The sequence below is a fragment of the Oceanicella sp. genome (assembly GCF_056449545.1).
The window spans coordinates 1-19,613 of sequence record NZ_JBWOMN010000059.1 but is presented as its reverse complement, the minus strand read 5'-3'; the positions used below and the strand labels follow the sequence as shown (position 1 = coordinate 19,613).

At 68.2% G+C, this 19,613-nt stretch carries 22 protein-coding genes; 14 read left to right on the top strand and 8 right to left on the bottom strand.

The features are described from left to right. Positions 1-21: 21 nt before the first annotated feature. On the bottom strand, positions 22-867 hold the full coding sequence (locus AC1HC7_RS08020; RefSeq protein ID WP_479498240.1) for a quinoprotein dehydrogenase-associated SoxYZ-like carrier: 846 nt from the start codon (positions 865-867) through the stop codon (positions 22-24). Positions 868-1,132: 265 nt separating this feature from the next. Here AC1HC7_RS08020 and AC1HC7_RS08015 point away from each other — a divergent pair, with 265 nt between their 5' ends. Continuing rightward, positions 1,133-2,206 carry a quinoprotein relay system zinc metallohydrolase 2 gene (locus AC1HC7_RS08015; protein ID WP_479498198.1) on the top strand — a complete coding sequence of 358 codons (1,074 nt, stop codon included), beginning with the start codon at positions 1,133-1,135 and terminating at the stop codon, positions 2,204-2,206. Between the two features lie 6 nt (positions 2,207-2,212). Here the strand turns inward: AC1HC7_RS08015 and AC1HC7_RS08010 are convergent, their stop codons facing one another. After that, positions 2,213-2,854 carry a hypothetical protein gene (locus tag AC1HC7_RS08010; protein WP_479498197.1) on the bottom strand — a complete coding sequence of 214 codons (642 nt, stop codon included), beginning with the start codon at positions 2,852-2,854 and terminating at the stop codon, positions 2,213-2,215. A 167-nt stretch (positions 2,855-3,021) separates the two neighbouring features. Here AC1HC7_RS08010 and AC1HC7_RS08005 point away from each other — a divergent pair, with 167 nt between their 5' ends. Further along, the gene (locus tag AC1HC7_RS08005) at positions 3,022-3,228 is read left to right on the top strand and encodes a hypothetical protein (RefSeq protein WP_479498196.1); all 207 of its coding nucleotides are present in this window, start codon (positions 3,022-3,024) and stop codon (positions 3,226-3,228) included. 98 nt (positions 3,229-3,326) lie between these two features. Here the strand turns inward: AC1HC7_RS08005 and pqqA are convergent, their stop codons facing one another. Then, positions 3,327-3,419 (bottom strand): pyrroloquinoline quinone precursor peptide PqqA, encoded by a 93-nt coding sequence (gene pqqA / locus AC1HC7_RS08000; RefSeq protein ID WP_479498195.1) that lies wholly within the window; start codon positions 3,417-3,419, stop codon positions 3,327-3,329. A 356-nt stretch (positions 3,420-3,775) separates the two neighbouring features. Between pqqA and AC1HC7_RS07995 the strand changes: the two genes are divergently transcribed. From AC1HC7_RS07995 to AC1HC7_RS07970, 6 genes are all read left to right on the top strand, one after another. Continuing rightward, a complete protein-coding gene (locus tag AC1HC7_RS07995) occupies positions 3,776-4,885 on the top strand; it encodes an S-(hydroxymethyl)glutathione dehydrogenase/class III alcohol dehydrogenase (RefSeq protein ID WP_479498194.1) in 1,110 nt (369 codons plus the stop codon). A gap of 31 nt (positions 4,886-4,916) precedes the next feature. Beyond that, complete coding sequence (locus AC1HC7_RS07990; protein WP_479498193.1) at positions 4,917-5,318, top strand: SRPBCC family protein; 402 nt, start codon at positions 4,917-4,919, stop codon at positions 5,316-5,318. A gap of 56 nt (positions 5,319-5,374) precedes the next feature. Next, positions 5,375-5,917: a DUF3280 domain-containing protein gene (locus AC1HC7_RS07985; protein WP_479498192.1), complete on the top strand. Its 543-nt coding sequence runs from the start codon at positions 5,375-5,377 to the stop codon at positions 5,915-5,917. 61 nt (positions 5,918-5,978) lie between these two features. Beyond that, on the top strand, positions 5,979-6,521 hold the full coding sequence (locus tag AC1HC7_RS07980) for an SRPBCC family protein (protein WP_479498191.1): 543 nt from the start codon (positions 5,979-5,981) through the stop codon (positions 6,519-6,521). Positions 6,522-6,550: 29 nt separating this feature from the next. After that, positions 6,551-7,585: a YVTN family beta-propeller repeat protein gene (locus AC1HC7_RS07975; RefSeq protein ID WP_479498190.1), complete on the top strand. Its 1,035-nt coding sequence runs from the start codon at positions 6,551-6,553 to the stop codon at positions 7,583-7,585. A 151-nt stretch (positions 7,586-7,736) separates the two neighbouring features. Then, complete coding sequence (locus AC1HC7_RS07970) at positions 7,737-8,573, top strand: quinoprotein dehydrogenase-associated SoxYZ-like carrier (RefSeq protein ID WP_479498189.1); 837 nt, start codon at positions 7,737-7,739, stop codon at positions 8,571-8,573. 85 nt (positions 8,574-8,658) lie between these two features. Here the strand turns inward: AC1HC7_RS07970 and AC1HC7_RS07965 are convergent, their stop codons facing one another. The 4 genes from AC1HC7_RS07965 to xoxF5 form a co-directional block, all read right to left on the bottom strand. Then, on the bottom strand, positions 8,659-9,204 hold the full coding sequence (locus AC1HC7_RS07965) for a PQQ-dependent catabolism-associated CXXCW motif protein (RefSeq protein WP_479498188.1): 546 nt from the start codon (positions 9,202-9,204) through the stop codon (positions 8,659-8,661). Then, positions 9,201-10,046 carry a substrate-binding domain-containing protein gene (locus AC1HC7_RS07960; protein ID WP_479498187.1) on the bottom strand — a complete coding sequence of 282 codons (846 nt, stop codon included), beginning with the start codon at positions 10,044-10,046 and terminating at the stop codon, positions 9,201-9,203. Before AC1HC7_RS07960 ends, AC1HC7_RS07965 begins: the two co-directional genes overlap by 4 nt. Then, entirely contained in the window at positions 10,021-10,491 is a 471-nt protein-coding gene (locus tag AC1HC7_RS07955) for a c-type cytochrome, methanol metabolism-related (protein WP_479498239.1), read from the bottom strand. The genes AC1HC7_RS07960 and AC1HC7_RS07955 overlap by 26 nt, the downstream gene beginning before the upstream one ends. A gap of 201 nt (positions 10,492-10,692) precedes the next feature. Next, positions 10,693-12,495 (bottom strand): lanthanide-dependent methanol dehydrogenase XoxF5, encoded by a 1,803-nt coding sequence (gene xoxF5, locus AC1HC7_RS07950; RefSeq protein ID WP_479498186.1) that lies wholly within the window; start codon positions 12,493-12,495, stop codon positions 10,693-10,695. Positions 12,496-13,056: 561 nt separating this feature from the next. On the opposite strand from xoxF5, the gene AC1HC7_RS07945 reads away from it, so the two are divergent. The 5 genes from AC1HC7_RS07945 to AC1HC7_RS07925 all read left to right on the top strand — a co-directional run bounded on the left by AC1HC7_RS07945 (position 13,057) and on the right by AC1HC7_RS07925 (position 17,408). Then, the gene (locus tag AC1HC7_RS07945) at positions 13,057-14,223 is read left to right on the top strand and encodes an ABC transporter substrate-binding protein (protein WP_479498238.1); all 1,167 of its coding nucleotides are present in this window, start codon (positions 13,057-13,059) and stop codon (positions 14,221-14,223) included. A gap of 20 nt (positions 14,224-14,243) precedes the next feature. Next, entirely contained in the window at positions 14,244-15,254 is a 1,011-nt protein-coding gene (locus tag AC1HC7_RS07940; RefSeq protein WP_479498185.1) for a YVTN family beta-propeller repeat protein, read from the top strand. 48 nt (positions 15,255-15,302) lie between these two features. After that, positions 15,303-15,740 (top strand): cupredoxin domain-containing protein, encoded by a 438-nt coding sequence (locus tag AC1HC7_RS07935; RefSeq protein ID WP_479498184.1) that lies wholly within the window; start codon positions 15,303-15,305, stop codon positions 15,738-15,740. A gap of 88 nt (positions 15,741-15,828) precedes the next feature. Continuing rightward, a complete protein-coding gene (locus tag AC1HC7_RS07930) occupies positions 15,829-16,569 on the top strand; it encodes an ATP-binding cassette domain-containing protein (protein WP_479498237.1) in 741 nt (246 codons plus the stop codon). Positions 16,570-16,592: 23 nt separating this feature from the next. Next, positions 16,593-17,408, top strand: a complete 816-nt coding sequence (locus tag AC1HC7_RS07925; RefSeq protein ID WP_479498236.1) for an ABC transporter permease — start codon at positions 16,593-16,595, stop codon at positions 17,406-17,408. Between the two features lie 55 nt (positions 17,409-17,463). Here AC1HC7_RS07925 and AC1HC7_RS07920 read toward each other — a convergent pair whose 3' ends face one another. Continuing rightward, a complete protein-coding gene (locus tag AC1HC7_RS07920) occupies positions 17,464-18,252 on the bottom strand; it encodes a pentapeptide repeat-containing protein (protein ID WP_479498912.1) in 789 nt (262 codons plus the stop codon). Positions 18,253-18,634: 382 nt separating this feature from the next. On the opposite strand from AC1HC7_RS07920, the gene AC1HC7_RS07915 reads away from it, so the two are divergent. Beyond that, positions 18,635-19,288: a response regulator gene (locus AC1HC7_RS07915; RefSeq protein WP_479498182.1), complete on the top strand. Its 654-nt coding sequence runs from the start codon at positions 18,635-18,637 to the stop codon at positions 19,286-19,288. Positions 19,289-19,613: the final 325 nt, after the last annotated feature.

The window sequence follows — 19,613 nt, the reverse complement described above, 5'->3', positions numbered from 1 at the left end:
CCGGCGGCGCCTGGCGTCAGGTCAGCTGGCGGGGCCGGCGATCGCCGGGAAGGTCTTTTCGTAGCGGGCGCCCTCGGTGTCGCCGGCCTCGACGCGGAAGGTCTCTGCGCCGTTGTCGTTGTAGCCGAAGCGGAAGGAGGGGTCCTCGGAGATCGAGATGCCGCCCTCCATGTGGAACAGCTTTTCCTCGCCGAGGAACACGTCGATCTCGTCGACGAAGAAGGCCGGGATGATCAGCAGCGACACCTGATTGCGCTGCATGCCGGAAAAATTCGGGTGCCGGATCATCAGCTGCGCCTCGCGCCGCCCGCCCGATTGCAGCGGCGGGGAGGAGCCCTCGCCCGCCTCGCCGAACAGCTTCAGGCGCATGTTGCCCGCCGCGGCGATGGCCGCGGACATGTCCTTCAGCCCCGGCGCCGCGCAGCCCCCGGCGCCCTTCACGAAGCGCCCGGTCATCCACAGCTTGCCGTCGGCGGTCTCGGCGATGGCGCGGATGTTGGAATAGTCGTTGAGCCGCACCCGGGTTTCCAGATTGATCCGCCCCATGGCCGGGCCGAAATCGAATTCGGCCACCACCGGCGAGGGGTTTTCGTCGATCACCAGCGTCAGGCGCACGATGCGCGCGTCCGAATCCGGCGACTGGGTGATGCGCACCGGCACCGTCGCCGCGTCGAAGGCGCGGTAGGGCGCGTCGAGGCTGATCAGCCCGGTCCCGTCGAGGATCTCGGCGTCGCCGACCACGTCGGGCCTGAGATCGGTCCAGGTCGCGCCCGGGACCATCGGGTTGTCGCGTTCGGCGGCCAGGGCCGGGCTCAGCGCCATGGCGGCGGCGAAGGCGGCGGACGTGAACAGGCGGGATGCGGTCATGGTCATGCGTGTCTCCTGCAGCTGATTCGACCGAGTCGCGGCGTCGAATCCACGATCCTTGCATATGTTTTCCAAATCACCCCTACTTTAGTCGCAACTGCTTTGAAATACGACCTTCGCAGCAGTCGCGCGGGTTGCGCGCGGGCTGGATCGGCAGTCAAATGACCCGTTGGCGCGGCGCCGAACTTCGGGATTTCAAGTCAAGCGACTGATGTTCCCACGTTTTTGGCAATCGCCGTGAAGATCCCGGCCAAGGAGTCCCCCGATGTTCGAAATTCTGCTGGCGATTTGTCTGCAAGCCGATCCGGCGGTCTGCGCGACGCGGGTTCTGCCGCCCTCGCTGCCTGACGCGGCGGCCTGCGCGGCGGCGGCGCCGGGGCGCGCGGGGCAATGGGCGGGGGCGCGGGACCGCGTGATCGCGGGCGATTGGGCTTGCGTCGATGCGGCGGGGCTGGCGCGCGCGATCCCCCCGGCCGGGACCGTCGAAGTCGCGCCGGGGGCGTTCGTGCATCGCGGGCTGAACGAGATCCCCTCGCCCGCCAATGTCGGCGATCTGGCCAATACCGGCTTCGTCATCGGCGAGGCGGGGGTGGCGGTGATCGACGCGGGGGGGTCGCGGGCCTCGGGCGAGCGGCTCTACGCCGCCATCCGACAGCGCACCGATCTGCCGATCCGCTGGCTGATCCTGACGCATATGCATCCCGATCACACGCTGGGGGCTTCGGTGTTCGCCGAGGCGGGGGCCGAGATCCTCGGCCACGCCAAGCTCGCCGATGCGCTGGCGCGTCGCGCCGAGACCTACGAGACCCGGGTCGGGCGGCTGGTCGGCCCCGCCGCGGCCATGGGCATGGCGGTGGTCGCGCCCGATCCCGAGGGCGCCAATCCGGCGGCGGGGCAGGCGCTGACGCTGGATATCGGCGGGCGGGAACTGGAGCTGCGCGGCTGGCCCACCGCCCATACCGACAACGACCTGACGGTGCTGGACCGCCAGACCGACACCCTGTTCACCGGCGATCTGGTCTTCGCCGAGCACACCCCCGCCATCGACGGGTCGCTGCGGGGCTGGCAGGCGGCGCTGGGGATCCTGTCGGCGCGGCCGGCGGCGCGCATCGTCCCCGGCCACGGCCCGCATGCGATGCCCTGGCCCGAGGGCGGGGCGGCGGTGACCGGCTATCTCGCGGCGCTGGCCGCCGAGACCCGCGCCGCCATCGACAAGGGCGAGAGCATGCGCGACGCCATCGCCCATGTGGGCGAAAGCCAGCGCGACAAGTGGGCGCTGTTCGACGAATTCAACAAGCGCAACGCCACCGTCGCCTACAAGGAACTGGAATGGGAGTGACGCGCCCTAGTCCAGATGCGCCATGATCAGCCGGGCCAGCGCGAACACCCGCTGTTCAAGGATCACCGGCGCCTCGCAGACATAGGTGAGCGATTTGGCGCGGTCAGCGTAGATGCGCTCTTCCCATTTCAGGTTGTCCTCGAGTTCCTCGACCTTGTCGAGATCGGGGTTTTCGGCGGCGCGCGCGGCGGCGAGGGCGTCGCGCATGGCGGCGATCCGGGTCGCGAGCCCCGCCTGCTTGCGCGCGTAGCGTGCGATGCCGTCGATGATCGCCGAACGTTCGCGTTCGATGGAAGCGAAGATCCCGGCGAACAGCAGCGACAGGCGGCCGGGCCGGTCGGCGCTGTCGGCCCCGCGCGCGGCGTAGGCGTCGATGGCCGCGCGCGCCGCGTCCATCGAGGTGCGCTGCGCCGCCAGCGCCGGGGCCAGCGCCGCCAGTTCGGGGGTCTTGCGCCAGTCGTCGAGCGCGGCGGCGTCGATCGGCGGACCGGCCCACATCTGTCCCACCGACAGATGCGGCACCTTGCGCTGGATGCAGGGCCAGTCGGGGTCGTCGTAGCCCGCCGCGCGCGTCGCGTCGGGCAGGGCGGTCAGCAGGGCCAGCGCCAGACCCGCCAGCGGGGCCGCGCGCCGCGTCATCCAAGCCATGGCGTCACCTTTCTTCGAACCGGCGCCGCCGCGCGCCGCCTGCCCCTGTCTAGCAACCGTCGGCCCCGGCTGAACATGGCGCCTGCGTAGGAGCCAATGATTTGGTATGGTTTCGCGGTCATGCTCGGCTCGGGAGCCGGGTGCGGATCGCTGCAAAAGGAAACCTGATGTTCGCGCTTGTCTTCAGCGCCTGCCTGCTGAACGCCCCGGATGTCTGCCGCGAGCAGACCCTTGGGCTCGTCGCCTTCGCCTCGCCCCGAAGCTGCCTGTTCCGGGCCCAGCCGCTGCTGGCGCGCTGGGCCTCGCAACGCGACGGGTGGCGCGTGACCCGCTGGAAATGCGAAAGCGTCGATCGGCGCAAGCTGCATATCTGATCCCGGGGCGCAACGTCGCAAAATGAAAAACGCCGCAGCAAACCATCGTTCGCAGCGGCGCCAAGCATTGTGGGGCGCAACTGCGCCGGATTCGGGTCCTAGAAAAGAACGCCGTCGTCATCGGCGGGGAAATACATGTTGATTTCCATTCCGCAGGCGATTTCTTCAAGCTTGGGGGCATTCCAAGTCATGCGGCGGCTCCTTGGGATTTTTGACAGCGGGGAATTGCTCGAAGCTAGTCATGTCCGCCAGCATGCGTCAAAGGAAATTTGCTAATAAGAAAATAAGAACACGGCGGCGCCGCGCGATGCCGGGCGTGGTTGGCGGTTTTTCTGGAGCCGGCGCCCGGGCAACGGCGCGGGCGCCGCCGGGGGGGGGCAATCGGCCGGTTTCCACATCGTCGGCTGGGGGGGGTTGAACGGCGCGACTTTTGCGACCAAAGTCCTATCGGGGGCGGCCGCCAGACTGGCTATAGTTGCCCAGTAATAGACGCTTACCTGCCGTTCGCCTGCGAAACGGCAGGGGGCGCAGAGTTGAGAGGACAGCCATGAAAACCCGCGCAGCCCTTGCCGTTCAGGCCGGCCAGCCGCTTGAGATCACCGAGGTGGACCTCGAGGGTCCGCGCGCCGGCGAAGTGCTTGTGGAGATCAAGGCCACCGGCCTGTGCCACACCGACGATTTCACCCTGTCGGGGGCCGATCCCGAAGGCCTGTTCCCCGCCATCCTTGGCCATGAGGGCGCCGGCGTGGTGGTGGAATGCGGCCCCGGGGTCACGTCGCTGAAACCCGGCGACCACGTGATCCCGCTCTACACCCCCGAATGCCGCGAATGCGAATACTGCCTGAACCCCAAGACCAACCTGTGCCAGGCGATCCGCGCGACGCAGGGCGCGGGGCTGATGCCCGACGGGACCTCGCGATTCTCGATCGACGGGCAGCCGATCCACCACTACATGGGCACCTCGACGTTTTCGAACTTCACCGTGATGCCCGAGATCGCGGCGGCGAAGATCCGCGAGGACGCGCCGTTCGACAAGGTCTGCTACATCGGCTGCGGCGTGACCACCGGCATCGGCGCGGTGATCAACACCGCGAAGGTCGAGATCGGGTCGAAAGTCATCGTCTTCGGGCTCGGCGGCATCGGGCTGAACGTGGTGCAGGGCGCGCGGCTGGCGGGCTGCGACCAGATCATCGGCGTCGATCTCAACCCCGCCAAGGTGGCCATGGCCGAGCGGTTCGGGATGACCCATTTCGTCAACCCCTCCGAGGTCGAGGGCGATCTGGTCCCGTATCTGGTGGACCTCACCGGGGGCGGCGCGGATTACACCTTCGACGCCACGGGCAATGTCGGCGTGATGCGCACGGCGCTGGAATGCGCCCACAAGGGCTGGGGCGAGAGCGTGGTCATCGGCGTCGCCCCGGCGGGGGCCGAGATCGCCACCCGCCCGTTCCAGCTGGTCACCGGCCGGGTCTGGCGCGGCACCGCGTTCGGCGGCGCGCGGGGGCGCACGGACGTGCCCCGGATCGTCGACTGGTACATGGACGGCAAGATCGAGATCGACCCGATGATCACCCACACCATGCCGCTCGAGGACATCAACAAGGGCTTCGAACTGATGCATTCCGGCGAATCAATCCGCGGCGTCGTCATCTACTGACGGAGCGAATCCACATTAGCAGGAGGCGACAATGGCGCAGATTTCACGCAGCGCGACGATCAAGGCCCCGGCATCGATGGTCTGGGCGTTGATCGGCGGTTTCCAGTCATTGCCGACCTGGCACCCGGCGGTGACGGATTCGGCCAAGGAAACCATCGACGGGGTCGAGCATCGCCGGCTCAGCCTGGAGGGCGGCGGCGAGATCCTGGAGAAGCATCTCGGCGGCGACAGCGCCTCCTACGGCTACGAGATCATCGAATCGCCGCTGCCGGTGGACGGCTACCGGTCGATCCTGACGGTGGTGGACGCCGGCGACGAGACGATGGTCGTCTGGTCCTCGACCTTCGAACCCACCGGCGACGGCGCCGAGGACGCGGTGGCGGGGATCTACGAATCCGGGCTGGGGGCGCTGCAGAACCGCTTCGACGTCTGATCGCGGCGGCGGTCTCGCGCGCGGGCGCGAGCGGAAGTGGATGGGGGATGCAGGCCATGCGGTTTCTGGCGGCGGCGGCGATCCTGATCGCGGGCCTGGCGTCGGGATTGGCCCAGGCGTCGGGCGAGCCGCTGAAGCCGGGCGCGTCGCTGGCCTTCGTCGGCATCGCCTTCGTCGATCTGTCCACCGAGGGCGCCTATCGCGGCGCGCGCGCGGACGAGACCGCGCGCATCGCCATGCTGACCGCGCATGTGGCCGCGGCGTTCGAGGCCAGGGGGTTCCGCTTCGTCGACATCCCCCCGGCGGTGCGCGCCCGGATCGAGCGCATGGCCAACCCGGCCCGCTGCAACGGCTGCGAGGTGACCGCGGCGCTCGGGCTTGGGGCCGACTATTCGCTGGCCGGCGAGGTGATCAAGGTGTCCAACCTGATCCTGTCGGTGAATCTGGTGGTGCGCCGGGCCGGGCCGGCGCTGGCCGCCGAACCCGGGGCCCCCGGGGCCATCGTCAGGGCGCTGTCGGTGGATATCCGGGGCAACACCGACAAATCCTGGCGGCGCGGCGCGGATTACATCCTGCGCCGGGCGGTTTTCGCGGACTGACCCCCGCAGGGGGCGTTGCCGGCGTTGGTTCGCGCGGCGGCGGCAACGAGTGGAGAACGACATGCGGTTTCTGACGATGCTTGCGGCGCTTGCGGCGCTGACCTTCGGCGCGGCGACCACGGCGCAGGCCCACGGGCCGACGCGCCAGAAGGTGACCATGAAGGTGACGCTGGCGGCCCCGCCCGACGAGGTCTGGGCGGCGATCGGGAATTTTCATGACATGAGCTGGCATCCGGTGGTGTTTTCCACCACCGGCGAGAACGGCAACGAGATCGACGCGATCCGGGTGCTGACGCTGGGGGCCGCCGACGGGCCGACGCTGACCGAGCAGCTTTACAAGTTTTCGGATGAAAAGCGCAGCTATTCCTACCGCATCATCTCCAAGGACGTGAGCGTGCTGCCGGTGACCAACTATTCCTCGCATCTGACGGTGCGCCCGGCGGGATCCGGGTCCGAGGTCGAATGGCGCGGCGCCTTCTACCGGGGCTATCCGCTGAACGATCCGCCCGAGGAACTGAACGACGAGACGGCGATCAAGGCGGTCACCGGGGTCTACGCCGCCGGGCTGGACGCGCTGCGGGACCGTTTCGGCGCCGGGGAGTAGCCCGGCCCGTGGCCCGTGACGCACGCCGGATGACGATCGCGGACGCCGGCGCGCTGACCCGGCCCGCGGGGTTCTGCGCCGCGGCGCTGGCGCTGGCGATCCTGGGGCTGGCCGGGACGGGCGCCCCGGCGGCGGCGGACATGGCCTTCGTCACCAACCAGCTGAGCGAGGATCTGTCGGTGGTCGATCTGGCCGCGGGCAAGGTGCTGCGGGTCACCCATATCGGCGGCAAGCCCGCCGGGGTGGCGGTGGCGCGCGACGGCGGCGCGGTCTATGTGGTCAGCCCCGAGGGCGAGACGCTGAGCGTGCTCGACCCTGCGGGCGCGACGGTGCTGCGCCGCTTCGACCTGCCCGGCGGACCGCTGGGGATCGCGGTGCATCCCTCGGGCGCGCCGGTCTATGTCGCCGACTGGTACGGCGCGCGGCTGTGGATCGTCGATCCCGAACGCGGAGTGATCGGCGAGATCGCCACCGGAAAATCGCCCTCGGGCGTCGCGGTGACGCCGGACGGCAAATGGGTGCTGAGCGCCGATCGGGACAGCGACCAGGTGACCATCGCCGACGCGCAAAGCGGCGCGGTGCGCGCCCGGGTCAAGACCGGGGCGCGCCCGTTCGGGGTCACCATCGACGATCGCGGCGCCCGGGCCTACGCGGCGAATGTGGGGTCCAATTCGGTAACGGTGATCGACATCGCCGCGGGCCGGGCGCTGGGCGAGGTCGCCACCGGCGAACGCCCCTACGCGGTGGCGCTGGCGCAGGGCATGGGGTTCGTCACCGACCAATACGCCGACACGGTGAGCGTGTTCGACGTCGCCACCCTGGCGGCGCTGGGGCGGATCGAGGTGGGCGAATACCCCGAGGGCATCGCCGCCACCGCCGACGGGTCGTTGCTGGCGGTGGCCAACTGGTTTTCGAATTCGATCTCGATCATCGACGTGGCGACGCTGCGGGTCATTGACGAGATCGCGGTGGGCGACGGGCCGCGGGCTTTCGGCGCCTTCCTGTCGCCGCTGGACGCGACGACGATGACCATGGGGGCGGGGGCGACGGCGGCGGCGCAGTGACGCCGGAAGGCGACAGGAACGGCGCGCGGCGGCGGGAGTCGCGCCCCGCAGCTTGCGTGAGACCCGAAGACCGGTCCAGTATGGGCCGAACATTGAACGATGAAACGATTGGCGCGCGGATCTTGCAAGCCGCGCGCATGGAGGGAATGAGATGAGAACAGGATTGGCGATTGCGGCGGCGGTTTCGGGGCTCATGGCCCTGCCCGCGCTGGCGGGGGAGGCCTGGGACGACCTGCGCCCCAATCTCTATGAACAGCGCCCCATCGCCGCGGGCGGCGACATGGTGGCGCTGCAGGCGCCGTATCGGACCATGACCGACCCGCGCACCCCCATCGGGGCCACGGTGCGCGCGCCGCGCGGGGCGCTGATCCGTTCGGTGTCGCTGATCATCGACAACAACCCGATGCCGGTCTCGGCGGTGTTCGAGATGATCGAGCCGCGGGCCGAGTTCTCGTTCTCGGCCACCATGCGCATCAACGGGCCGACCCCGGTGCGGGTGGTGCTGGAGACCGACGCGGGCGCGCTTTACATGAGCGAGGCTTTCGTCAAGACCTCGGGCGTCGGGGCCTGCGCCGCGCCGCCGGGGGTTGACGCGGCGGTGGCGCTGGCCACGCTGGGCCAGATGCAGCTGGCCATGGCGCCGGAGCCCGAGGCGGAGGGCGCGCTGGCCAAGCTCGCCGCCCTGCGCGACGACGCGCTGCAATCGAGCGCGGCGACGACGCGGGCGCGGCTCAGCATCAGCCACCCGAGCAATTCCGGGTTGCAGCTGAACCAGATCACCCTGCTGTATATCCCGGCGCGCTATGTCTACGAACTGAACGTGGGCGCCGACGGGCAGCCGATCTTCGCCATGACCGGTTCGATTTCCCTCAGCGAGAACCCGGCGATCGATTTCGACCTGCCCCCGGGGGCGCAGACCGTCGAGGTGCATCTGGAGGACACCGAGGGCGCGGCCTTCGACAAGGTGTTCTCGCTGGTCAACGGCTGAGCCGACCGGCCGGCGAAAAAAGGGGCGCGGGCTCTCTGTATCGGCCCGCGCCCCCTTTTCGTGTCCGCGCCGCGCGCCCGCGGCCCTAGGGCATGGGAAAGCGCGGGGTCTTGACCAGCGGCCAGTCGTTGAAAGCCCAGCCATCGGTGCCATAGGGATACCAGTAGACCTTCGAATATCCGTATTCGAGCGCCCGCTTGGCGGCGTTCCATGACATCCAGCAGTCTTCGAGGCAGAACAGCAGGATCGGCCGCGACTTGTCGCCCTTGGTGACAGCCTCCAGCCCGGCCTTGAAATAGGCGTGGATGGTGGGGTGAATGGCCCCGTAGCCCACATTGGGCAGCCAGATCGCGCCGGGGATCGACATGCGGGGCTTTTCGCGCCAGATCGTGCCCGCGGGCAGGTTGGCGGGCTTGGGCGGGCGCGGCAGCACGTCGATGAAGGCCGCCTCGCCGCTTTCCCACAGCGCGTGCGCGGTCTCGTCATCGACCACGACCGCGCCGGCGAGGGTGTCGGGGACCGGGGCGCGGAAATGCTCCATGCGGTACTGCGCGGGCTCATCGGACTGCGCCGCCGCCGGGGCGGCGACGAGGGCGGCGAGGGCGGCGGCAAGGACAGCCCGGCGGATCATTGCGCCGGAGCCTTCAGCTTCAGCCCCATTTCGTCGAGCAGCGGCACGCCGTATTCGGTCAGAATGCGGTCGATTTCGCCCTGATTGCGCCGGATCAGCGAGTTGAGCTTGCGCTTCCAGACCACCTCGCCGGGGCGCACGCCCATGGTGATGCGGTAGAACATGCGCGGCGGCAGGGTTTCCTTGAGCAGCGGCGTGACCCTGAGCCCGGCCCGCTTGCCCAGATAGCCGCCGATCGGGCCCCAGAGCACGGCGGCGTCGATCTCGCCGGCCTGCAAATCGGCGATCATGTTTTCCGCCGGGGTTTCGAAGCGGCGATCCACCATCAGCTTGTAGGGGCGCGCCTTGCCGATCAGCCCGTTGCGCGCCATATGCGTCGCCGGGGGGCTGCCCGCGACGATGCCGAGGATCTTGCCCTTGAGCCGGGGATCGCCGAGCGCGTCGACCGCCGCGAGCGGGCTGTCGGGCGTGGTCACGATCACATAGGCCGAGGTGTAGTAGTGGTTGGTGTTGAGCACCATCTCATGGCCCTGGGCAAAGCCGACGATCACGTCGCAGCGGTATTCGCGCAGGGTCTTGCGCACGAATCCGGTGGCCATGGGAAACCAGGTGTATTGCACCGGCAGGCCGATCTGAGATGCGAACAGCTCGGCGATGCGGTTTTCGAAGCCGCCGCCGTTTTCATCGGAAAACGGCGGGCTGGCCGGGTCGGCGCAGACGCGGAAATGGGTCTTTGACACCAGGTCCGTGGTCTGCGCCGCGACCGGCGCCGCCAGCGCCAGGCCAAGGGCGCCCAGCGCCAGGCAGGCGAGGCGGCTAGCCGTCGAGGCAGGAATTCTCATCCGCGCGAATGACATCGTTCTTGGGTTCTTTCTTCTTGGGCCGCCCGCGCGGCAACGCGTCGGCGCCCCGGGCTTTCAGATAAACGTAGATATCGTCCAGATAGCACATCACGTTCTTGTTGAGCCCGAAGGAGGGCATCACCGAATCCCTGGACGCGGTCACCACCTTGCGACCGCCCACCACGATGCCGACGAAATCGTAATAGTCCAGCGCGATGGCGCTTTTCTTCAGCGCCGGGGCGTAGGAGGATCCCTCGCCGTCCGGGCCGTGGCAGACATGGCATTCGGAATGGTAGCGGCGAAAGCCCGAATAGGTGGGCCAGTCGACGGTGCCGTCCTCGGCGATGCTGAAGGTGGGCACGCCGTCTTCGGTGAAATACTTGCCGTCTTCGCTGTAGGCGGCCTTGAGGTTGTCGCCGGCGACGGCGGCGCCGGCGAAGATCATGCTGGCCGCGAAGGCCGCGATCAAGGTTCTGGCTGAGGACATGGATGGGCTCCCGTTCGATCGCGATTGGTCAGGTCCCGCGGCCGGATCCAATGCGCTGTTTTTCGGCGCGATTGGATGCGCGTCTCGTTTCTGCAAATGGTTCGGCGCAGAACTGGCGTTCCGCGCCGAACCGGTGGTCATGACGTTGCGTCGCCCCGATCAGTCGGGCAGGGCGAAGACGGTCAGCTGCCCGCCGAGCGCGGTGTAGTTGCTCAGCGCCGCATAGCCGCCCACGGCGCCCAGGCCGTCATTGGGGTTGGTGAGACCGGCCGCAAGGCCGATGCCCGCCCAGCCGCCGACGCCCGAGAGGATGGCGACGTACTGCTTGCCGTTCTGGCTGTAGGTCATCACGTTGCCGATGATGCCCGACGGGGTCTTGAACTTGTAGAGCTCCTGACCCGTGCGCGCGTCAACCGCCTTCAGATAGCCTTCCAGGGTGCCGTAGAACACCACGTCGCCAGCGGTCGCCAGCGCGCCCGACCAGACCGAGAACTTCTCGGCCAGGGACCAGACGATTTCGCCCTTCTTGCCGTCCCAGGCGATGAAGTTGCCCATGCCGCCATGGCTGTTGGGGGCCGGGAACATCGACAGGGTGGCGCCGACATAGGGCTGACCGGCGGTGTAGCTGACGCGGAACGGTTCGTAATCCATGCAGACGTGGTTGGTCGGCACGTAGAACAGTTCGGTGCGCGGGCTGTAGGCCGCGGGCTGCTGATCCTTGGAGCCGAGCGCCGCCGGGCAGATGCCCTCGGAGTTCACGTCCTCGCCGTTCTGCTCGGTGGAGTATTTGGCCACCACCTGCGGCCGGCCGTACTGGTCGGAGCTGGGATCCATTTCCACATGCGTGGCCCAGTTCACCGCCGGGTCGAATTTCTCGGCGACCAGCAGTTCGCCGGTGATCCGGTCAAGCGTGTAGCCAAAGCCGTTGCGGTCGAAATGGGTGAGGAGCTTCCTCATCTTGCCATCGATTTCCTGATCCGTGAGGATCATTTCATTGATGCCGTCGTAATCCCATTCGTCATGCGGGGTCATCTGGTAGACCCATTTGGCCATGCCGGTGTCGGGGTCGCGGGCCATGATGGTCATGGACCAGCGATTGTCGCCCGGCCGCTGGGACGGGTTCCAGGTCGACGGGTTGCCGGTGCCGTAGTAGATCAGGTTGGCCTCGGCGTCATAGGAATACCAGCCCCAGGTGGAGCCGCCGCCGATCTTCCACTGATCGCCTTCCCAGGTGTTGAGCCCCGAATCCTTGCCCACGGGCTTGCCAAGCTGGGTGGTCTTTTCGGGATCCATCAGGATCTGGTCGTCCGGCCCCATGGAATAGGCGCGCCAGCGGCGCTCGCCGGTTTCGATGTCATAGGCGGTGACGTGCGACTGCACGCCGAATTCGCCGCCCGAGATGCCGACGATGACCATGTCCTTGACCGGCAGCACGGTGGCGGTGTTGGTTTCGCCCCTGGACGGGTCGCCGTTGACCACCGACCATTCGACCGCGCCGGTGTTGGCGTTGAGCGCCACCACGGTGGTGTCGGCCTGGTGCAGGAAGATCTTGCCGTTGGCGTAGGCGAGCCCGCGGTTGACCGTGTCGCAGCACATCACCGGGATGACGTCCGGATCCTGCTTGGGTTCGTATTTCCACTTGATGGCGCCGTCGGCGTTGAGGTCCAGCGCATAGACGATGTTGGGGAAGGGCGTGTGCACGTACATCGTGTCGCCGATCACCAGCGGGGCGCCTTCGTGGCCGCGCAGCACGCCGGTGGAGAAGGTCCAGGCCACCTGCAGGTCGCGCACGTTGGTCCGGTTGATCTCGTCCAGCTTCGAATAGCGCGTGTTCGCGTAGTCGCCGGTCTGGATGACCCAGTCATTCGGGTTCTTCATCGCCGACGTCAGGCTGGGGTTGGCCGATATGACCGACGTTCCCGCCAGCACGACCGCCGCCGCGCCTAGAACAAGGTGTTTCATCGTTTTTCTCCCTTTCTCAGGATGCCTGTTTCACTCGATGGCGGGCGCCCTTCAGCGAAGTCGGACAGGAGGCCGGAACAGGTGCTCGGCATCCGCGCCCAGAGCGCAATCCATGCTTCTTATTATTTATCGAGGAGAGGCCGCGACCCGCTCATGGTCAAGAACAATGCCGGGAATCGATCCTAAAGTAGTATGTATCGACGGGTCGAAATCGGCGATTGAAAGAATGGGCCCGGTCGGGCGCCGCTTCGGGGCGTACAGGAGTTGGACTCGGGTTGGAGTCGCGGGCGCGCGGAGGGGGCTTATTATGTTCTTATGCGGATAAATCCCCCGCCGCCAGCTTGACCGACCCCACGGCGGAATGCCTAGCTTGAGGCCCGGTTTCAACGCCCAACCAGCGTTGGGTCGGTGAAAAAGCGCCGGGATCGCGGGTGGCGACCGGGCCGGGATTCAGGGCGGCGGCTGATGCGGCCTATGGAGCGGGAGGGTTGAATAATGCAGCGATTTTCGGCATTTGCGGCGCGGTTCGCCCCTGACTTCTGCTTGGGCTTGGGCTTGTCGCTGGCGCTGCTGGCCGGGGCCCCGGGCGCGATCGCCGCGCAAGACGGCGCGGCGGCGCAGATCATCCGCGCGGCGGTGATCCGGGTCGACGGGCCGCCGCGGCAGCCGATCTCGCGGCTCGACCTCAAGCCCGATGACCTGGGCTTCGCCGGGGCGCGGCTGGCGATCGCGGACAACCAGACCACGGGGCGGTTCCTGGGACAGGATTTCGAACTGACCGAGGTCGCCGCCAGCCCCGAAACCGCCGTCGCCGAACTGGAGAAGCTGATCGCCGCCGGGGTTGGCTTCGTGGTCAGCGTCGCCGACGCGCCGGTGACGCTGGCGCTGGCCGACGCGGCGGGCGCGCGGGCGCTGATCGTCAACGCCTCGGCCCCCGACGACGCGCTGCGCAACGACCAGTGCCGGGGCAACCTGCTGCACGTGGCGCCGAGCCGGGCGATGCTGGCCGACGCGCTGGCGCAGTTCCTGGTCTGGAAGCGCTGGCGCGAATGGTTCCTGATCGAGGGGTCGCATGACGGCGACCGGCTGATGGCCGACGCCTATCGCCGCGCCGCCGAGAAGTTCGGGGCCAAGATCGTCGAAAGCCGGGTGTTCGAGGACACCGGCGGCGCGCGGCGCACCGACACCGGGCATGTGCAGGTGCAAAAGCAGATGCCGGTGTTCACCCAGCGCGCCGAGGATCACGACGTGGTGGTGGTCGCCGACGAGGCCGACGTGTTCGCCGCCTACCTGCCGTTTCACACCTGGGACCCGCGCCCGGTGACAGGCTCCGCCGGGCTGCGCCCGGCCACCTGGCACGCGGCGCAGGAGGCCTGGGGCGCCACCCAGTTCCAGCGCCGTTTCGAACGCCAGTCGGGGCGCTACATGCGCCCGATCGACTATCAGGTATGGGCGGCGATCCGGGTGCTGGGCGAGGCCGCGACCCGCACCGGATCCGCCGACGCCGCGACGCTGCGGGACTTCATGCTTGGCCCGGATTTCGAACTCGCCGCCTTCAAGGGCCAGAAGCTGACTTTCCGCCCGTGGAACGGCCAGCTGCGCCAGCCGATCATCCTGGTGGGCGACCGGGTGCTGGTGTCGGTGTCGCCGCAGGCGGAATTCCTGCACCGGGTGTCGCGGCTCGACACGCTGGGCTTCGACGAACCCGAATCCACCTGCAAACGCTGACTGAAATGGGAGCCGAACCGATGATCCGATCGACCCGACGCCTTGCGTCCCTGGCCGCGCCGCTGTTGGCGGGGGGAATAGTCGCCGGCCTCGCGGCGGGCGTCGCGCCGGTCCCGGCCGCCGCCTACACGGTCTATGTGACCAATGAAAAGGGCAACACGGTATCGGTGCTCGACAGCGAGACCTGGGAGGTGACGGCGACCATCGACGTGGGCCAGCGCCCGCGCGGCATCCTGATCAGCAAGGACGGCAAGGAACTGTATGTCTGCGTGTCCGACGACGACACGGTGCGGGTGTTTTCGACGGAAACGCTGAAGCAGACCCACAGCCTGCCCTCGGGGCCGGACCCGGAGCTGATGGTGCTGCACCCCTCGGGCAACCCGCTCTACATCGCCAACGAGGACGACAATCTGGTCACGGTGGTGGATGTGAACACCCATCGGCTGGTGGCCGAGGTTCCCGTGGGGGTCGAGCCCGAGGGCCTGGGCGCCAGCCCCGACGGGCGCATCGTGGTCAACACCTCCGAAACCACCAACATGGCGCATTTCATCGACACCGAAAGCTATCGGATCGTGGCCAACGTGCTGGTGGACCAGCGCCCGCGCTTTGCTGAATTCTCCGCCGACGGCGGCAAGCTCTACGTCACCGCCGAGATCGGCGGCACGGTGTCGGTGATCGACCCGGTCAAGGCCGAGATCACCACCACCATCGACTTTGACATCCCCGGCCTCGCGCCCGAGGCGATCCAGCCCGTGGGGCTGCGGGTGACGCGCGACGGCAAGCTGGTCTTCGTGGCGCTCGGCCCCGCCAACCGGGTGGCGGTGATCGACGGCGAGACCAACGAGGTGCTGAAATACCTGCTGGTGGGCCAGCGGGTCTGGCAGCTGGCCTTCACCCCGGACGAAGAATTCCTGGTCACCACCAACGGCAATTCCAACGACATATCGGTCATCGACGTGGCGCGGCTGAAGGTGATCAAGTCGATCCAGGTCGGGATGCAGCCCTGGGGCGTGACGATCTCGCCCGAATGAACCGCCCGCATGACGTTTCACGATCGCGAATAAGTAAAGGAGTCCGCCGTGCTGAAATCTGTCGCCGCCTGCGCCGTCGCGCTGAGCCTGCTTGCCGCCGCCCCCGCCGGGGCCCATGAATTCGGCTTCGCCGGGCTGCTGTCCAAAAGCAACCGCACCGATCTTGCGCCGATCACGCTGGGGTCGGGCAAGCCGCTGGCCGAGGCGCCCTACAAGCTGAAATCCGGGGGCTTCTACCGGATCAGGATCATCGCCGACGGCAGCGCCGAAATCGCTGTCGGCGGCGCTGATTTCTTCCGCGCCGTCTGGGTCGATCAGATCGTCATCAACGATGTCGAAATTCGCCCCATGGGGGTGTATTCGCTTGAATTCGACGACGAGGGCGAGGCGGTGATGACCTTCGTCGCCATCTTGCCCGGGCGCTACGAACTGCGGGTGCTGCGCACCCGGGGCGACAGCCTGCGCGCGCTGTTCATCATCGAGTGAGCGATCTTGCGGTCCGCCGCCCTGGTCCCATGACCGGGGCCGGCGCCCCGGCGCCCCGGCGCGCAGCGCGGCCATCACGGAGGACCGGATCTTGACGCCAGCCCGCGACGCACTGAACGTCGAGAACGTCAGCCACGCCTATGGCGGGGTCAAGGCGCTTTGCGACGTGTCGCTTGGCGTGCCCGAGGGCGCGTTCGTGGCGCTGCTGGGGGTCAACGGCGCCGGCAAGACAACGCTGTTTTCGCTGATCACCCGGCTATACGACAACGTCTCGGGGGCCATTCTGGTCTGCGGCCATGACGTGCGCCGCCGGCCCGGTCCGGCCATGGCCAGTCTTGGCGTGGTGTTCCAGAGCCAGGCGCTGGACCGCGACCTGACCATCCGCCAGAACCTCGCCTATCACGCGGCGCTGCACGGGCTGAGCCGGGCCGAGACCCGGGCCCGGGGCGAATCGCTGATCGCGCGCATGGAGCTGTCGGCGCAGATGGACGCGCGGGTGTCGGCGCTGTCGGGCGGGCAGGCGCGGCGCGCCGAGATCGCCCGCGCGCTGATGCATGAACCCCGCCTGCTGCTGCTGGACGAACCGACGGTGGGGCTGGACGTGAAATCCCGCCGCCAGGTGGTGCGCCATGTGCGCGATCTGGCGGCGCAGGAGGGCGTCGGCGTGCTCTGGGCCACGCATCTGTTCGACGAAGTCGAACCCGACGACGCCACGGTGGTGCTGCACAGGGGCGAGGTGCTGGCGCGCGGCGCGGCGGGCGACATCGCCGGCGCCGCGACGCTGTCGGACGCGTTTCTGGCGCTCACCGGCGCGGAGGCCCCGGCGTGAGCGCCCCGCCCGTCGCCGCCTCGATCGCCCGGCGGCTGGGCTGGCGCGGGCGGCTGATCGCGCTGCGCGGCGTGGTCTGGCGCGAGGCGCTGCGCTTCGCCAGGCAGCGCGAACGCTTCCTGTCGGCGCTGGTGCGCCCGCTGGTCTGGCTGTTCATCTTCGCCGCCGGGTTCCGGTCCGTGCTGGGGCTGTCGATCACAGAACCCTATGAAACATATGTGCTTTACGAGGTCTACGTGACCCCGGGCCTATGCGCCATGATCCAGCTGTTCAACGGCATGCAATCGTCGCTGTCCATGGTCCATGACCGCGAGACCGGGGCCATGCGCACCCTGCTGGTCAGCCCGTTCCCGCGCTGGTTCCTGCTGATATCCAAGCTGATGGCCGGGGTGGCGGTGTCCGTGGTGCAGGTCTACGCCTTTCTCGCCGTGGCCTATCTGTGGGAGGTGGAGCCGCCGCTTTACGGGTATCTCACGGTGCTGCCGGCGCTGGTGCTGTCGGGGATGATGCTGGGGGCCATGGGGCTGTTCCTGTCCTCGACGATCCGGCAGCTCGAAAATTTCGCCGGAGTGATGAATTTCGTCATTTTTCCAATGTTCTTCGCGTCTTCGGCGCTGTATCCGCTGTGGCGCATGGCGGAATCGAGCACGCTGCTCTACGATATCTGCAAATACAATCCGTTCACCTACGCCGTCGAACTGATCCGCTTCGCGCTTTACGGGCAGGTCAACTGGACCGCGCTGGCGGTGGTGCTGGCGGCGATGGCGGTGTTTCTGGGCGCGGCGATCTACGCCTATGATCCGTCCAAGGGGCTGATCGGCCGTCGGCGCCGGGGCTGAGCGCCCGCGGCGTTTTTCCCGGCCTTGGGGCTGACCGGGTCCCGAAGCAGATCAGTCAACGGCGGAATGCGCGGTCCATGTTGGCGGCGGCGTCGAGGTTGCTTGCGTCCTCGCCGATCAGCCCGGCGAGGGTGGCGCCGCCCATGTCGGCCTCGCGGAAATCGGCGCCGGTGACGTCGGCGTCGATCAGCTTGGCCCCGCCGAGGCTGGCGCCCGTCAGGTTTGCGTTGTTGAGCCGGGCGCCGCGCAGATCGGCGAATTCGAACAGCACGCGGGACAGGTTGGCGCCCTCGAAATCGGCGCCTTGCAGCTTCGCCTTGGTCAGATCGCCGCGCATCAGCCCCATGGACTGGTTCTTCATGTCCGCCGACAGGTCGGCGTTGTGAAAGATCGCGCCGATGAGCGTGGCGCGGGCGAAATTCGCCGGCGCCCGGGCGTTGGTGAGGTCGGCCCCGGTGAGGTCGGCGCGGCCCAGCTGGGTCTGGAACAGGCTGGCGCCGCGCAGCGAGGCGCCGCTGAGATCGGCCATCAGCATCCACGCCTGATCCAGCACCGCGCCGTCCAGCACCGCGCCCGCCAGGGAGGCGTTGTTGAGCCGCGCCGCGCGCAGGATGGCGCCGGAAAAATCCAGCCCCGACAGGTCGAGCCCGTTCAGGCGCTTGCGGGTGAAATCCGCGGGCCCGGGGGCGGCGAGCGCGGCCTCGACCTCGGCGCGGGTCATCTCGGCCTCGGTCATGGCGGGGGACTTCAGATCGACGCCGCGCATGGCGCCTTGGGCCTGAAGCGGCGGCGGCGATGCGGCCAGCAACAGCGCCAGCGCGGCGGAAAGGGTCCAGTGGAGCATGGTTCGGGCCTTTCGAAAGCGCGCGCGACAAGGTGGCGGAAATGGGGGGCGCGACAGGTGTGGCGACAGATTGTTTCACGCGCAGACTATCACCGCGAATCGCCCGCGCCGATCACGAAATCCGGCGTTTGCGCCCCCCGGACGGCCTTGCCTGCGGGGTCATCCCAACGCAGTAGAGACCCGGCGAATTTGACGTGTTACCCTGTCCTTGCGGTTGCGCCGCGCCCGCCCGCGAACGGCCCCGTCGGACGTTCGGCACGCGGTTCCCCTGTGGGGCGGCGCGCCAATGTCGGGAGGCCTCCGCGTGCAAAGACAATCGGCCCAGAGGCCGCCCGTTCAGCGGCCATCCGCCCCCAAGCCCACCGGGATCGGGGGCGAGGACATGTTCCGCTCGATGCTGGTGGTGGACGATCACCCGCTGTTTCGCGACGCGCTGGCCATCGCGCTGCAGACCGCGTTGGGGCTGAGCACCATCCGCACCGCCAACAACCTCACCGGCGCGCTGGGGCGGCTGGCGCTGGATTTCGAACCCGACGCCATCGTGCTGGACCTGAACCTGCCGGACGTGTCCGGGGTCGACGGGCTGCTGCGCCTGAAGGCGGCCGCGCCGCGAACCCCGGTGATCGTGGTTTCGGCCTTCGGGGACAACGCGACGATTTCCGCGGTGATGTCCGGCGGCGCCGCCGGGTTCATCCGCAAGGACGCCACGCGCGAAACCCTGATCGACGCCTTCCAGCGCATCTGCAAGGGCGACGTCTACACCCCCGAGGGCTATTCGCCGTTGCAGAACGAGGGCGAGGAGGAACCGGTGGAGACCGCGGTCAAGCGGCTGTCCAGCCTCACCGCCCAGCAGACGCGGATCCTGGAACTGATCTGCAAGGGCCAGCAGAACAAGCAGATCTCCTACGAATTGTCGATCGCCGAGACCACGGTGAAGACCCATGTCACCGCGATCCTGCGCAAGCTGCGGGTGCACAGCCGGACCCAGGCGGTGCTGGTCGCCAACAAGGCGCAGCTGTCATTCCAGACCGGCTGACGCGGGGGCGGGCGCTTTGCGGACGCATCGCGACGGCGGCTGCGGCGATTGCAATGGCGGAGGCTTTGGCCTCTACTCGGCGACTGCCGGGCGCGCGAATGCGCAGTGGGGCATCGTGGGGAGTTTCATCACATGATCGACGGGTGAATCGTGCTGTCAAAGCTGTGGCCGCGACGGGTCAAATTCAGGAACAAGCTGCTCAGCGGCGTGTCGAGGCGCAAGACCTCGCGCGCCGCCGCCGCCGCTCAGGGGCGCCCCAACCGCGGCGGCGGCGGGGGCGCGGCGGGGGGGGTGGGGTTGGGGTAGGCCGCAAACCACAAACACC